Raw genomic sequence first — 15273 nt, 5'->3', positions numbered from 1 at the left:
TGTCATGAAAGCGTTGTTCACTTCATCTGTTTCACGCCTGGTTATCTCGGCGTCATTATGCCTGGGGCTGCTTTCCTCTCCAGTCAGCGCCCAGCAGCCCACGCCCGATAGCCAGATGTCGGCGAGCAATCCGGAGCCGGGCCAGCTGATTCCGTCGCCGCCGGATCTGGCGGCGTCGTCCTGGGTGCTGATGGACGCTTCCACCGGTCAGCTGCTGGTGAATCACGACGGTGATCAGCGATTGCCGCCGGCGAGCCTGACCAAGATGATGACGGCGTATATCGTCGAGCAGGAGATCGACGGTGGCAGTATTTCCGATACCGATATGGTCAGCATCAGCGAAAATGCCTGGCGGACCGGCGGCTCTCGCATGTTCGTTCGAGAGGGTACGCAGGTCAGTGTCGAAAACCTGTTGCGGGGCGTGGTGGTGCAATCCGGCAACGATGCCAGCGTGGCCTTGTCGGAGTATGTGGCCGGAAGCGAGTCGGCCTTCGCGGATCTGATGAATCAGCAGGCCCAGCGTCTGGGCATGAAGAATAGCCACTTCATGAATCCGACCGGGCTGCCGCACGACGATCATTACTCTTCCGCCCACGACCTGGCGATTCTCGCGCGTCATATCATCACGGACTTCCCGGACCACTATCAGGTCTACTCCGAGAAATATTTCACCTACAACGACATTCGCCAGCCCAACCGCAATCGTCTGTTGTGGCGCGACCCGGACGTGGACGGTTTGAAGACCGGCCATACCGAAGCCGCCGGATTCTGCCTGGTGGCCTCGGCCAAGAAGCAGGATACTCGATTGATCGCCGTGGTCATGGGCACCAACTCCGACGAGGCCCGGGCCGCGGAAACCCAGCGTCTGCTCAACTACGGCTTCCGTTTCTTCCAGACCCGCAAACTCTACGATGCCGGCTCCGTGCTCAACGAAGCGCGCGTCTGGGGCGGCGCAAGCGATACGGTTCGCCTTGGCGTCCAGAACGAGGTCAGCATGACCGTGCCGCGGGGCAGCGCCGATAACCTGACTGCCCGTCTCAATCTGCCGGAAACCTTGCATGCGCCGATCAAGGCGGGCCAGCAGGTCGGCACCCTGGAGATCAAGTCCGGAAATGAAGTGCTGGGCCAGGAGCCGCTGGTAGCGCTGGAAGGCGTCGAAGAGGGAGGTATCTTCAAGCGCCTGTGGGACTCCGTCGTTCTGTTCGTGACCGGTCTGTTCGATTGAGCCGGCTGCCTGGGTCGAAAAGACTGAGGCGACGTGACCTCGGCGACGAGACCTAGGCGAAGGGGCTGTCTCGAAGGTCAATCTCGAACACCGAGACGATTCGGCTGAGAGCGATCCTTCGAGCCGGTTCCATCGAATGGCGATCGGGCGCCGCCGACAAGGCGGCGCCTTTTCCGTGAGCTGCTCGGCTAGAGCGGAATGCGGTGCCGGGGAAACGGCTTGTGCAGAAGGCTCGCGGTCTGCTCCGGTTGGTGCCAGGGGGGATGTTGAGTAGAATGGTCGGAAATGACTTTCAGCGCCTGATGTCATCATGCAGATGACCCTTGTGCCCTGACTCAGATAACGACAGTGCCATGACTCAGATAACGACAGTGCCATGACCCAGACACCCAACGATGTTGACCTGCCCCGACCGAAGGTCGAGTTTCCCTGCGATTATCCGATTCGTGTGGTGGGTGACGCTGCCGAGGATTTCGTCGCCGCCGTCAGCGAAGTGATCGAGCAACATGCTCCCGGTTTCGATCCGGCATCGATCAAGCTGTCCGATAGCCGCAACGGCCGTTTTCAGTCAATCCGGGTGGTGATTCACGCCACGGGAGAGGCGCAGTTGAGTGCGCTGTTTCAGGATCTGAAAGCGACCGGCCGCGTTCACATGGTGCTTTGACGTCGATGTCCGCGCTGCAACTCTATCGCCTGGGACGACAGCCATATCTACCGGTGTGGCGGGCGATGTCGCAGTTCACCGATACGCGCGACGCCGCTGCGCCGGACCAGCTTTGGCTGGTCGAGCATGATCCGGTTTTCACGCAGGGACGCGCCGGCAAGCCGGAGCACCTGTTGATGCCTGGAGACATCCCGGTGATCGAAAGCGATCGTGGTGGACAGATAACCTACCATGGTCCGGGTCAGATCGTGCTCTATCCGCTGCTCGATGTGCGAAGGCAAGGGTTGGGCGTCCGGGAACTGGTCACGCTGCTCGAGACTGCCGTCGTCGATCTGCTGGCATATCACGACGTGGAAGCGCGGGCGCGGCCAGATGCGCCCGGTGTCTACGTCGGCGACGACAAGATCGCATCGCTGGGTCTGCGGATCCGACGAGGCTGCAGTTTCCACGGCGTCGCGCTCAACCTCGATATGGATCTGTCACCGTTCGCGCGAATCAACCCGTGCGGCTATGCCGGACTGAAGATGACTCAGCTGCGTGACCATGTCGCCGAGCCGGTATCATGGGTCACCGAAGCCGATAGACTGGCAGACTGCCTGGCAAGGCGACTGTCCACGATGCTGCTCGCGCAATCCGGCTGGCCGCAAGCTTTTGAACCGGTAGCGACTGCTTAGCTATCGGCGTTTCACGACCTATCAGGAAGGGACCTATGACCGAGACGACCGTCATGCCAACGCCCGAGACCAAGAAGCCGGCGCGCGCCGAGCGCGGTGTCAAACTGCGCGGTGCCGAAAAGGTCTCCCGGATTCCCGTCAAGGTCATTCCGACCGAAACGTTGCCGAAGAAACCGGACTGGTTGCGAGTCAGAATGCCGGTCTCGCCCAAGATCACCCATATCAAGCAGACTCTGCGCAAGCATGGACTGCACACCGTCTGCGAAGAAGCGTCCTGCCCGAATCTGGGTGAATGTTTCAGCGGGGGTACGGCGACCTTCATGATCATGGGGGACATTTGCACTCGTCGTTGCCCCTTCTGCGATGTCGCCCACGGTCGTCCCAATTCGCTCAACGAGAATGAACCTCGCGAGCTGGCGGAAGCGATTGCCGAGATGCGGCTCAATTACGTCGTGGTGACGTCGGTGGATCGTGATGATCTGCGCGACGGCGGGGCGCAGCATTTCGCCAACTGCATCCGCGAAATTCGACGTGACAGCCCGGAAATCGAAATCGAGGTCCTGGTCCCGGATTTTCGCGGACGGATGCAGGTCGCCCTCGACATCATGGAAGGCGAGGCGCCGGACGTCTTCAATCACAATCTGGAAACGGTCCCGTCGCTTTACCGCAAGGTTCGGCCCGGCGCCGACTATCAGTGGTCGCTGGATCTGCTGAAAGGTTACAAGACGCGCCGCCCGGAAGTGATGACCAAATCGGGTCTGATGCTCGGGGTCGGAGAGACCGACGAGCAGGTGATCGAGGTCATGCGCGACTTGCGGGCCCACGATGTCGATATGCTGACACTGGGCCAGTACATGCAGCCTTCCCGCAATCACCTGCCGGTCGATCGTTGGGTGCACCCCAGTACCTTCGACTGGTTTGCCGAGCAGGGCAGGGCGATGGGCTTCAAGCACGTGGCATCCGGGCCGTTGGTGCGCTCGTCCTACCACGCCGACAAGCAGGCGCATGGGGTCGAGGTGAAGTAGATCTGCCTCGTCAGGAAGGATCTGGACGGGCTTGCCAGTACGCCGGCAAGCCCGTTTTTCGTGGGTGCTGCCAGACCGTCTCATCTGGCCCCGGGGTTGCAAGCATTCGCCACGCAATTCGGTCTATTTTATGGGTCGATGCATCCGATTTTGCTCCACGGGCGTATTTGGGAGATCGTTTATCGGCGCTGTTCGGTCCGACGTGAGGGCCGCTCAACCGGAATCGCCTCTCCGTTCCCTGATTTTCTGTTCCGAGAACCCGCCTTTCGGATGGTTTCTCCGTATTGAAGAGTAAGAGCCAGTACTATGATTGCACCGGATTTGCCCCAGAACGAAGTCGAGCGCCTGACCGTGCTGCGAAATCTTCAACTGCTGGATTCCACATGCGACGAGGGATTCGACCGGTTGACGGAGTTGGCGACAAAGATCTTCGATGTTCCCATGTCGATGGTTACGCTGATCGACGAGGATCGCCAGTGGTTCAAGTCGCGCCAGGGTTTGAGCGTCTGTGAAACGCCACGGCGGATTTCGTTCTGCGGCCATGTCGTGGCCGACGGCCAGCCCATGGTGATCAACAATGCGCTGCGGGATCCGCGATTTTCCGATAACCCGTTGGTGACGGGGCCGCCCTTCATTCGCTTCTACGCGGGCTACCCGCTGTTCGTGATGCCGGGCGTGTGCGTGGGAACGCTCTGCCTGATTGGCACGTTGCCGCGCACCTTCGAGGAGGACGATATGCAGCGTTTGCAACTGCTGGCAACGCTGGCCCAGGAGTTGATCCAGCTACACGTGCTGCGCGTCCAGTTGCCGCTGCGCGAGGCGTCTGGTCGCGGCGCCTAGCCCTCGGCGGGCAGGCACAGCAGCGTCGGGGTTTCGATTGGCGTCATTGGGGCACGGAAGTGGGCATTCAGCTCCGGCAGCAGCTCGCGCACGAACCGCAGGAACAGCTCGGTGACCGGCGTGGGATAGCGGTCCTTGGGGTAGACCGTGCACCACGAGCGTCTCAGCGGAAAGCCGGAGATGGTCGGGCTCGCCAGCAGGCCGGATGCCAGCTCCAGCTGGACTGCAAGGCGCGGCAGTACCGCCACCCCGAGATGCGCCATGACGCCTTGCTTGATCGCTTCGTTGGTACCCAGCTCGATGGTGTGATGCAAGGAGATGCGCTCTCTGGCCGCGAAATCCTCGAACGCCGTGCGGGCACCAGAGCCCGGCTCTCTCATCAGCAGGTAGTGACGCGCGAAATCCTCGAGCGTCGCCTGGTCGGCCGTGACCAGCGGATGCCCCGGCCACACCACCGGAATCAATTCATTGTCCAGAATGGGCATGAACACCAGATTGGGATCGTCGGGCACCATGCCCATGATCACCAGATCATCCCGCCTTTCCGCCAGGCGCTCGAGCGCCTGCGCCCGATTGCAGACCCGTAGCCGAATCTGAACCTCCGGATAACGGGCGCGGAAGCGGGCCAGAATATGCGGCACCACGTATTGGGCCGTCGAGACAGCCGCCAGATTGAGCTCTCCCCGTATCGTGCCTGCCAGCTCCGACAGCTCCATCTGCAGGCTCGATACCTGGCCGAAGATCGACTGGACGGAAGCGGCCAGCGCATCGGCGGCGGGCAGGATGTGAAGCGTCTTGCCGGCATACTTGAACAGCGGCTGGCTCAACGCCTGTTCGAGCTGTCGGATCTGGGCGCTGACGGCGGGCTGCGTGAGACCCAGCTGTTCGGCTGCGCGGGAGTATGACTGCTGACGGTGCACGGCCTGAAACACCTGGAGCTGACGGAATGTCAGGCGATTGAGCAGGTTGGGTCGCGACATTCGGTAGGCTCTCACAATCAGGTATAAGGTTTAGCTTATAGGTTGGCAAAAAAATATCAATTTTTCTATTGGTACCCGGATCGCTAGCGTAAGAGACCAGATCGAGCGCATCAATGCGACAACCGGGAGGATCAACGGTGTTCAAAAAGCTGCTTATCGCCAACCGCGGCGAGATTGCCGTGCGTATTGTACGAGCCTGCGCCGAAATGGGCATTCGTTCGGTCGCGATCTATACCGAACCCGACCGCTTTTCGCTGCATGTCAAAGGCGCGGACGAAGCCCACTTCCTCGGCGACGAGCCGCTGGCCGGCTATCTGGATCCGCGGCGCATCGTCAATCTGGCGCGGGAGACCGGCTGTGATGCCATCCATCCCGGTTACGGTTTTCTATCCGAGAGTGCCGAGTTTGCCAGAATCTGCAGCGAGGCGGGCATCGCATTCGTCGGCCCGAGTGCCGAAGTCATCGCCAGGATGGGTGACAAGACCGCTGCAAGGGCCGCGATGCGCGAGGCCGGCGTGCCGATCACGCCTGGCTCCGAGGGCAATCTGGCCGACCGCGACGAGGCGCTGACAGTGGCCGAGCAGATCGGTTACCCGGTGATGCTCAAGGCGACGTCCGGCGGCGGGGGGCGTGGCATTCGCCGCTGCGATACCCCGGATCAGCTCGCGCAGGCCTGGGATCGGGTGATCTCCGAGGCGACCAAGGCGTTCGGCAGCGCCGAAGTGTTCATGGAGAAGTGCGTCGTCGATCCGCTGCATATCGAAGTTCAGGTGCTGGCCGACGCCCACGGCGGCGTGATCCATCTGTTCGAGCGCGACTGCTCGATCCAGCGCCGCAACCAGAAACTGATCGAGATCGCCCCCAGTCCTCAGCTGACACCGGAGCAGCGCAGTTACGTCGGCAAGATGGCGGTGCGCGCCGCGCAAGCGGTGAACTACGAAAACGCCGGTACCGTGGAGTTCCTGGTCAAGGATAACGAAGTCTTCTTCATGGAGATGAATACCCGCGTCCAGGTCGAGCACACCGTTACCGAAGCGATCACCGGCGTCGATATCGTCCGCGAGCAGCTGCGAATCGCCGCCGGAGAGCGGCTGGCCTACCGCCAGGAGGACGTGCGCCATCAAGGCTATGCCATGCAGTTCCGGATCAACGCCGAGGACCCCAAGAATGATTTCCTGCCCAGCTTCGGGCGTATCACCCGCTACTACGCGCCCGGCGGCCCGGGCGTGCGCACCGACACGGCGATCTATACGGGCTATACCATCCCGCCCTATTTCGACTCGATGTGTCTCAAACTGATCGTCTGGGGAATGACCTGGGAGGAAACTCTCAATCGCGGTATCCGCGCGCTGAACGACATGCGGCTGCAAGGCGTGAAGACCACCGCACCTTATTATCAGGAAATTCTGCGCCACCCCGACTTTCGTGGCGGCCATTTCGACACCGGATTCGTTCCCGCCCATCCCGAGTTGCTCAACTACTCCGTCAAGCGCAACCCTGAAGCGGTAGCGTTGGCGATCGCGGCGGCGATTGCGGCTCATGCCGGGGTTTGAAAGCGTCGAACGAACCAGGATCAGAACAGGAGAGACCATGAACAACGCCGACTCGTCATCCGTCAAAATCAGTGATGTCGTCCTGCGCGACGGCCACCAGTCGTTGATCGCCACCCGCATGCGAACCGAAGACATGCTGCCGATCTGTGCCAAGCTCGACGCGATCGGCTTTCATTCGCTCGAGGTCTGGGGAGGCGCCACCTTTGACGCCTGCGTACGTTTCCTCAAGGAGGACCCCTGGGAGCGGCTGCAGTCGTTGCGGGAAGCGCTGCCCAATACGCCGTTGCAGATGCTCCTTCGCGGCCAGAATCTGCTCGGCTATCGCCATTACGCGGATGACGTGGTCGAGCGCTTCGTCGCCCGTTCCGCCGATAACGGCATCGATATTTTCCGGGTGTTCGATGCGTTGAACGACCTGCGTAACCTCGAAACCGCGATGAAGGCGGTCAAGGCCAGTGGCAAGCATGCCCAGGGGACGATCTGTTATACCGTCAGCCCCGTTCACACCCGAGAGATGTACGTCGAGCAGGCCAGGCGGTTGGTCGAGATGGGCGCGGATTCGATCGCGATCAAGGACATGGCCGGCCTGCTGACACCCTATGCCACCGGCGAGCTGGTCGCGGCGCTGGTCGACGCGGTCGACGTGCCGATTCATCTTCACGCTCACGCAACGTCGGGGCTGGCGTCGATGAGCCAGATGAAAGCCGTGGAAGCGGGCTGTCGTCATATCGATACCTGTATCTCGGCCTTTGCCGGGGGTACCAGTCATCCGTCTACCGAAGCGATGGTGGCAGCGTTTCAGGAAACGCCCCACGACACCGGGCTGGATCTGGTGGCACTCAAGGAAGTCGGCGACTACTTCCGCGAGGTGCGCAAGAAATATGCGGCTTTCGAGAGCGAGTACACCCGCGAGGATGTCAGCGTGCAGATCTGGCAGGTGCCGGGCGGGATGATGTCGAATCTGGCCAATCAGATGAAAGAGCAGAATGCGCTGGGCCGGATTCAGGATGTGTTCGACGAGATTCCCAAGGTGCGTGCCGATCTCGGTTATCCGCCGCTGGTGACGCCGACATCGCAGATCGTCGGCACCCAGGCCGCCATGAACGTGTTGACCGGGGAGCGCTACAAGTCGATCACCAACGAGGTGAAGCGATATCTGTTGGGTGGCTACGGTCAGCCGCCGGCCGAGGTCAATGCCGAAGTGCGCCGCAAGGCGATCGGCAACGAGCCGGTCGACGAAGGCCGTCCCGCGGATCATCTCAAGCCGGAGATGACCCGACTGGAGAAGGAAGTCGGTGAGCTCGCCGAAAGCGAAGAAGATGTGCTCACCTTCGCCATGTTCCCCGATCTTGGACGCGAGTACCTGCAGGGCCGCCGTGACGGCACGCTGACCCCGGAGGCGATTCCGGCAGCGGAATCCGCCGGCGCGGCCGGGCGTCCGGTTTCCGAGGGCGTTCCGACCGAGTTCGTGATCGATGTCCATGGCGAATCCTATGAAGTTCAGATCACCGGCGTCGGCAGCGGTAGCGGCAGCAAGCGCCGTGTCTATCTGACGCTCGACGGCATGCCCGAGGAGGTCGTGTTCGAGGCCAAGGGCGAGTTCGTGCAGGAGGGCAAGAGCGGCGGCCGTGCCAAGGCCAGCGCTCCGGGGCACGTTTCCACGTCGATGCCGGGCAATATCGTCGACGTGCTGGTGGCCGAGGGCGATAGCGTCAAGGAGGGGCAGGCGGTGCTGATCACCGAAGCGATGAAGATGGAAACGGAGGTCCAGGCCCGTGTCAGTGGCACGGTCAAAGCGGTGCATGTCGCCAAGGGGGACCGCGTCACGCCTGGCGAAGTGCTGATCGAGATCGAATAGCCGGTCAAGATCGAATAGCCGGTCAAGATCGAATGGCCGGCCGAAATCGAGGCGCGGGTCGATCCCGTGCCGAGATCGGCATCGGCGGGACAAAAAAACGCGGAGCCAGGCTCCGCGTTTTGTCGTTTCATCGATGGGCGCCATGGCGCCTACGCTGCGGCTTATTCTTCGACCTGAATGATCTTCATGGTGTTGGTGCCACCGTGGGCGTTCATGTGGTCACCGCGAGTCAGGATGACGTGATCGCCTTTCTTGGCGAGTCCGAGACTGACCAGTTCCTTGATCGCGCCGGCGTTGATTTCGGTTAGCGGGAAGCGTGAGCTATCGAAGACCAGCGAGACGACGCCACGATAGAGCGCCATCCGACGCTGGACCATCGGTGTCTCGGCCAGCGCGACGATCGGCAGGCCGGAGCGAATGCGCGAGGCGATCAGCGGGGTATAGCCGGATGCGGTCAGACAGGCGATTGCCACCACCCCGGAAAGATGATTGGCGGCGTACATGGCCGACAGCGCCAGTGTTTCGTCGATCCGGCTGAAGCCTTCGTGGATCCGGTGCTGCGACTGCTGAGCGGCGCGCTCGCGTTCCGCACCCAGGCACAGCCGGTTCATGGCGTGAATGGTCTCGACCGGGTAGTCGCCGGCTGCGGTTTCCGCCGACAGCATCACCGCATCGGTGCCATCCAGAACCGCATTGGCGACGTCGAAGACTTCCGCGCGGGTCGGCAGCGGCGACTCGATCATCGACTCCATCATCTGGGTGGCAGTGATGACCACCTTGTTGAGGGTGCGGGCTCGAGCGATGATCCGTTTCTGCACGCCGATCAGCTGGGCATCGCCGATCTCGACGCCGAGATCGCCGCGGGCGACCATCACGGCTTCCGAGGCACGGATGATGTCGTCCAGCGTTTCCGGGTCGGCGACCGCTTCAGCGCGTTCGATCTTGGCCACCAGGCCGATATCCTGACCGGCTTCGCCCAGCAGCTCGCGGGCATACTGCATGTCGGCGCCGCTGCGCGGGAACGACACGGCGAGGTAGTCGACACCGATATCGATCGCGGTCTTGAGATCTTCCTTGTCCTTCTCCGTCAGCGCGGCAGCGGAGAGGCCGCCGCCTTGCTTGTTGATGCCCTTGTTGTTGGTCAGCTTGCCGCCGACCTTGACCGTGGTGAAGATCTGCGAGCCTTCGATACGATCTACCTCGAGCACCAGGCGACCGTCATCCAGCAACAGCTTGTCGCCGGCTTCGACGTCGTCGGCCAGCTCCTTGTAATCACAGCCGACCCGTTCGCTGTCACCGGCGTCGCGATCCAGCGAGACATCCAGCACGAAGGGCTGGCCCTTCTCGAGCTTGACGCCGCCTTCGGCAGCAAAGCGCGCAATCCGGATCTTGGGGCCCTGCAGATCGCCCAGCGCCGCGACAGCGCGGCCCTGACGATCCGCCGCCTCGCGGACGGCCTTGAGCCGACGCCGGTGATCTTCCGGGTTCCCGTGGGAGAAGTTCAAGCGAACGACGTCGACCCCGGCTTCGATGATGGCATCCAATACTCCCTCGCGGTCCGTGGCGGGGCCCAGAGTGGCGACGATCTTGGTGCGGCGAATCGGACCGTGAAACGCGTGCTGCATGGAAATTCTCCTGGCAACTGAGTGAGTCGTCCCGTCGCGCTGAAAAGGTCTGAAGCGTGCCGCGACGATGACATGTGGTTATTTTACAACAAGGGGCCGGCCTTGTCCGAAGCGCTGTCGATGGCGTTCTCTTCCGCTCGAGAGTCTTTCCGCCTGGCCTGAGAGTGTCCGCGCGCAGCGCAAAATGCCTCCGCGAAGCTCAAGAGTATCTCCGCATAAAAGTCTTTCGCGACGATGACCGTCAATGAGCCGAGTGTAGCGCGCAAGATGCAGCGGCGACATGGCACAAGTGTGCGAAAATCTCGAGGCTGACACTATTATTGCTTGGAATTCACCCTCTCAGCCCCATTATGAAGGGCCATTGACATCACTTCGGTTTCGTTGACCAACGTCAAGCTTCGGCTGGCGCCATGGGAAAGGCTAGGGTAGGGTAGGCGGATTTTCCGGTCGGCCCCATTCCCTGCCGTCGAGCACGTCGCCGGCTGGAACCGCCGCTATATATAAAGAAGCAGGAGCGCTATGGGCAAGTCACTGGTTATCGTTGAGTCGCCGGCCAAGGCCAAGACCATTAACAAGTATCTCGGCAACGATTTCGTGGTGAAGTCGAGCGTCGGGCATATTCGTGATCTGCCGACCAGTGGTTCTTCCAAGCAGGCCAGCGATCCCAAGGAGCGTGCCAAGCAGGCGGCGCTGACCCGCAAGATGTCGCCCGAAGAGAAGGCGGTGCATAAAAAGCACAAGCAGTGGGATCAACTGGTCCGTCGCATGGGAATCGATCCTGAACATGGCTGGCGGGCCAATTACGAGATTCTCCCGGGCAAGGAGAAGGTGGTCGATGAGCTCAAGCGGCTGGCCGACAAGAGCGACACCATCTATCTCGCGACCGATTTGGACCGCGAAGGGGAAGCGATCGCCTGGCATCTGAAAGAGACCATCGGCGGCGACGACTCCCGTTACAAGCGCGTGGTGTTCAACGAGATCACCAAGAACGCCATCCAGGAAGCCTTCAAGCAGCCCGGCACGCTCAACATCGCTCGCGTCGAAGCGCAACAGAGTCGTCGCTTCCTGGACCGCGTGGTCGGCTTCATGGTCTCTCCGCTGTTGTGGAGCAAGGTGGCGCGCGGCCTCTCCGCCGGTCGCGTGCAGTCGGTGGCGGTGCGTCTGATCGTCGATCGGGAGCGCGATATCCGCGCGTTCAATCCGGAAGAGTTCTGGGACGTGCACGCCGATCTCGTCACCGCCGATGGCGAACCGATCCGTTTCGAGGTGGTACGCGAGAATGGCGAGGCTTTCCGGCCGACCTCCGAGAAGGAGACGCTCGAGCGCATAGCGCCGCTGCGTCAGGATGCGTTCGACATCAGCAGTCGCGAAACCAAGCCGACCAGCTCCAAACCCAACGCGCCGTTCATTACTTCGACGCTGCAGCAGGCCGCCAGTGGACGCCTGGGGTACTCGGTCAAGAAGACGATGACGCTGGCGCAGCGCCTGTATGAGGGCGGCTATATCACCTACATGCGTACCGATTCGACCAACCTGTCCCAGGATGCGGTCGCCGGCGTGCGTGACTATATTCAGGCCGAGTTCGGCGAGCGCTATCTGCCGGAAGCGCCGAATCGCTATTCGAGCAAGCAGAACGCCCAGGAAGCGCACGAGGCCATTCGTCCTTCCAACGTCAAGCAGCGGGCCGACGATCTGCCCGTCGAGCGCGATGCACAGCGCCTGTACGAGTTGATCTGGCGTCAGTTCGTCGCTTGCCAGATGGTGCCGGCGGAGTATCTCGCGACCTCATTGACCATCGAGGCCGAGGGCTTCGAGCTCAAGGCGCGCGGTCGCGTACTCAAGTTCGACGGCTACACCCGCGTGATGAAGCCGGTGGCCAAGAAGGATGAGCAGGCGCAGCTGCCCGACATCGGCGAAGGGGCAACGCTCAAGGTCGAACAGATCGATCCGCAGCAGCACTTTACCAAGCCGCCCGCGCGTTATACCGAAGCGAGCCTGGTCAAGGAGCTCGAGAAACGTGGTATCGGTCGCCCCTCGACCTACGCGGCGATCATCTCCACCATTCAGGACCGAGGTTACGCCAAGCTCGACAACCGGCGTTTCTATGCCGAGAAGCTGGGCGAAATCGTGACCGACCGTCTGGTGGAGTCGTTCAACGATCTGCTGGACTATGGCTTCACCGCCCGGATGGAGGATCGTCTCGACGAGGTGGCCGAGGGTCACGAGCAGTGGCAGAAACTGCTCGACGCGTTCTATGCCGATTTCAAGCAGAAGCTGGAGCGCGCCGAGGGAGAGGAGGGGATGCGCCCCAACGAGCCGGTCGAGACGGACATCGCCTGCCCGACCTGCGGCCGGCCGATGCAGATTCGCATCGCCTCTACCGGTGTGTTCCTGGGTTGCTCCGGGTACAACCTGCCACCGAAGGAACGCTGCAAGACCACCATCGACCTGATCCCGGGGGACGAGGCGGTGCCGGAGGAAGCCGACGAGGCAGCCGAAACGGATGCCCTGCGCGCCAAGCGGCGGAATCCGAACACCGGCACGGCGATGGACAGCTACCTGATCGACGAGGGCCGCAAGCTTTACCTTAGTAACGATGACGATGGCTACTACGAGATCGAGCAGGGCCGTTTCCGGATCAAGGGGTACGATGGCCCGGTGATCGAGTGCGACAAGTGCGGTTCCGAGATGCAGCTCAAGAGCGGCCGATTCGGCAAGTACTTCGCCTGCACCAACGAGACGTGCGGCAATACTCGCAAATTGCTGAAGAGTGGCGAAGTCGCGCCGCCCAAGATGGATCCGATTCCGATGCCGGAACTGGCCTGTCAGAAGGTCGATGACCACTACGTGCTGCGTGACGGCGCCAGCGGGTTGTTCCTGGCCGCCAGCCAGTTCCCCAAGAATCGGGAAACCCGACCGCCGCTGGTCAAGGAGCTGAAGGCTCACGCTGACGCGCTGCCGGAGAAGTATCACTTCCTGCTCGAGGCGCCGAGCGAGGATCCGGACGGCCGACCGGCGCAGATCCGTTTCTCGCGCAAGGCCAAGAGCCAGTTCGTGATGACTGACGAGGACGGGAAGGCGACCGGATGGCGCGCGACATTCGAGGACGGTCGCTGGCAGGTGGAGGACAAGCGCAAATGACATCGCCGGCCCGTACCAATCAGTTGCTCTATCAGGCCGAGCTGCTGCTGGCGATGGAGGCCGGGGACGACGAACATGCGATGGCGCGTCGCATGGCGCTGGAGGAAGCGGCGTTGGGTCAACTCGAGCTGGCGTTGAATGCGGTGTTGAGAGAAGTCACCGAGCATGTCGATCTGGATCTCGAAAACTGGCGTGCCTGGCTGCAGGCGACGACGGTCAACGTCGCCGAGCTCGAGCGGCTGCGCGCGTTGGCCGGCGAAACCGGCAGCTGGCTGGCGATACTGCTCGAACGTCTGCAGGCGCTCCACGGCGATGACGGCGCGGCCCGCCGCGATGCCCGCGCAGGGCTGATAGCGAGTGCCGGTGAGCCCTCGCTTAGCGACACGCTCAGGTGGTGTCACCGCCAGTTCAAGATGCTGCTGCCGGCGCTGCGCGAAGGCAGCAGCGAGTGGTGACTGGCCGAGGTCAAACGTGATAGCCTGATTTCAGACGATAACGACCGGGGCCCAGGCTCTGGTCGTTTTTTATTGGTCTCATCTTTGATTCAGGTCGTCACCGCCACGACGAGAGAACGATACGGGAGGTTAGCCATGTCCGATACCGCGATTCTGGAAATCGTCGAGCTTGCCAATGGGGAAGTCGTGCTACGACCGGCCGAGGCGACGGGGGAGCCGCTCGTCTCGATCCGCTTCTCCGAAGAGGCCGTCGAGCTGCTGCGGCGCAGTCGCTTCGATGTGGCCCGTGAAATGCTCGATCACGCGATTACCCGAACCCATCTCTGGGAAGATGACGAAGACGAACCCGAGGAAGAAGCCGCGACCGTCCATTAACGCCTGGGACGCACCGTCTCCGTCCGTCCCTGCCCGCCTCGATCCCAGGAGTTCCGATTATGGCCCAGCAGTTCTCTTCATTGACTGACGCTCAGCCTGTCGCTGGAGAAATCCTCGACAGTGCAGCGATTCTGGAAGCGCGGCGTGACCTCGCGGCCTGTTTCCGAATGGCGGCGGCCCTGGGTATGGGAGAGGGCATCTGCAACCACTTTTCGGCGATGGTGCCGGGGCGGGACGATCTATTTCTGGTCAACCCCTACGGCTGGGCCTTCGAGGAGATCACTGCCTCCAGCCTGCTGATCTGTGATCTTCATGGAAGGGTGCTGGCCGGTGACGGGGTGCCAGAGGCGACCGCGTTTCATATCCACGCGCGGCTTCATCTTCGCAAGTCGGGCGCGCGGGCAGCGTTCCACACCCATATGCCCCACGCCACGGCTTTGACCATGACGGCAGGCGATCCGCTGCTGTGGGCAGGGCAGACCTCGCTCAAGTTCTACGGGCGAACCGCGGTCGACGAGCACTACAACGGCTTGGCGCTGGATAGCGCGGAAGGGGATCGGATCGCGTCTGCCATGGGTGACGCCGACATCGTCTTTCTGCGCCATCACGGTGTGATCGTGACCGCCCCGACGATCGCCGAAGCCTGGGATGACCTCTATTTTCTGGAGCGCGCCGCTGAGGTGCAGCTGAAGGCGATGGGGTCGGGCCGGGAAGTGCTGTCGGTGGATCCCGACGTCGCCGCCAGGACGGCCGCCCAGATGCGGGAGGAGGATCCCGAAAGTGCCAGACGCCATCTGATCAGCGTGCGTCGGCGACTCGAGCGTGAGGCACCGGCGTACGCTGACTGACAAGCGTCAT

Annotated in this window: 13 protein-coding genes; 11 read left to right on the top strand and 2 right to left on the bottom strand. The window is 62.0% G+C overall.

Translation table 11 applies throughout. The features are described 5' to 3' along the window. The first annotated feature begins 4 nt into the window (after positions 1 to 4). The 5 genes from BTW07_RS13355 (at position 5) to BTW07_RS13335 (ending at position 4428) form a co-directional block, all read left to right on the top strand. Entirely contained in the window at positions 5 to 1225 is a 1221-nt protein-coding gene (locus BTW07_RS13355; protein WP_075570677.1) for a D-alanyl-D-alanine carboxypeptidase family protein, read from the top strand. Positions 1226 to 1601: 376 nt separating this feature from the next. Beyond that, positions 1602 to 1889 (top strand): HP0495 family protein, encoded by a 288-nt coding sequence (locus BTW07_RS13350; protein WP_075570676.1) that lies wholly within the window; start codon positions 1602 to 1604, stop codon positions 1887 to 1889. Positions 1890 to 1894: 5 nt separating this feature from the next. Next, positions 1895 to 2563, top strand: a complete 669-nt coding sequence (lipB, locus tag BTW07_RS13345) for a lipoyl(octanoyl) transferase LipB (protein ID WP_075570785.1) — start codon at positions 1895 to 1897, stop codon at positions 2561 to 2563. A 35-nt stretch (positions 2564 to 2598) separates the two neighbouring features. Then, positions 2599 to 3588, top strand: a complete 990-nt coding sequence (gene lipA / locus BTW07_RS13340) for a lipoyl synthase (RefSeq protein ID WP_198651188.1) — start codon at positions 2599 to 2601, stop codon at positions 3586 to 3588. A gap of 306 nt (positions 3589 to 3894) precedes the next feature. Further along, on the top strand, positions 3895 to 4428 hold the full coding sequence (locus tag BTW07_RS13335) for a GAF domain-containing protein (RefSeq protein ID WP_075570675.1): 534 nt from the start codon (positions 3895 to 3897) through the stop codon (positions 4426 to 4428). Here the strand turns inward: BTW07_RS13335 and BTW07_RS13330 are convergent. After that, the gene (locus BTW07_RS13330) at positions 4425 to 5408 is read right to left on the bottom strand and encodes a LysR family transcriptional regulator (RefSeq protein WP_075570674.1); all 984 of its coding nucleotides are present in this window, start codon (positions 5406 to 5408) and stop codon (positions 4425 to 4427) included. The two genes, BTW07_RS13335 and BTW07_RS13330, sit on opposite strands and share 4 nt — an antisense overlap. A 137-nt stretch (positions 5409 to 5545) precedes the next feature. Here BTW07_RS13330 and BTW07_RS13325 point away from each other — a divergent pair, with 137 nt between their 5' ends. Continuing rightward, on the top strand, positions 5546 to 6961 hold the full coding sequence (locus BTW07_RS13325; protein ID WP_075570673.1) for an acetyl-CoA carboxylase biotin carboxylase subunit: 1416 nt from the start codon (positions 5546 to 5548) through the stop codon (positions 6959 to 6961). A gap of 37 nt (positions 6962 to 6998) precedes the next feature. Then, the gene (oadA, locus tag BTW07_RS13320) at positions 6999 to 8819 is read left to right on the top strand and encodes a sodium-extruding oxaloacetate decarboxylase subunit alpha (RefSeq protein ID WP_075570672.1); all 1821 of its coding nucleotides are present in this window, start codon (positions 6999 to 7001) and stop codon (positions 8817 to 8819) included. Between the two features lie 161 nt (positions 8820 to 8980). Here oadA and pyk read toward each other — a convergent pair whose 3' ends face one another. Then, the gene (gene pyk / locus BTW07_RS13315) at positions 8981 to 10444 is read right to left on the bottom strand and encodes a pyruvate kinase (RefSeq protein ID WP_075570671.1); all 1464 of its coding nucleotides are present in this window, start codon (positions 10442 to 10444) and stop codon (positions 8981 to 8983) included. 519 nt (positions 10445 to 10963) lie between these two features. Between pyk and topA the strand changes: the two genes are divergently transcribed. From topA to BTW07_RS13295, 4 genes are all read left to right on the top strand, one after another. Then, positions 10964 to 13585 (top strand): type I DNA topoisomerase, encoded by a 2622-nt coding sequence (topA, locus tag BTW07_RS13310; protein WP_075570670.1) that lies wholly within the window; start codon positions 10964 to 10966, stop codon positions 13583 to 13585. Further along, positions 13582 to 14040: a DUF6586 family protein gene (locus tag BTW07_RS13305; RefSeq protein ID WP_075570669.1), complete on the top strand. Its 459-nt coding sequence runs from the start codon at positions 13582 to 13584 to the stop codon at positions 14038 to 14040. The genes topA and BTW07_RS13305 overlap by 4 nt, the downstream gene beginning before the upstream one ends. 135 nt (positions 14041 to 14175) lie before the next feature. Continuing rightward, on the top strand, positions 14176 to 14415 hold the full coding sequence (locus BTW07_RS13300; protein WP_075570668.1) for a hypothetical protein: 240 nt from the start codon (positions 14176 to 14178) through the stop codon (positions 14413 to 14415). A 59-nt stretch (positions 14416 to 14474) separates the two neighbouring features. Next, positions 14475 to 15263, top strand: a complete 789-nt coding sequence (locus BTW07_RS13295) for an aldolase (protein WP_075570667.1) — start codon at positions 14475 to 14477, stop codon at positions 15261 to 15263. Positions 15264 to 15273 lie beyond the last annotated feature (10 nt).

Source organism: Salinicola socius (assembly GCF_001937195.1).
GTDB classification, from domain to species: domain Bacteria; phylum Pseudomonadota; class Gammaproteobacteria; order Pseudomonadales; family Halomonadaceae; genus Salinicola; species Salinicola socius.
The sequence above is the reverse complement of the archived record's forward strand: the minus strand, read 5'-3'. Positions and strand labels throughout refer to the sequence as shown.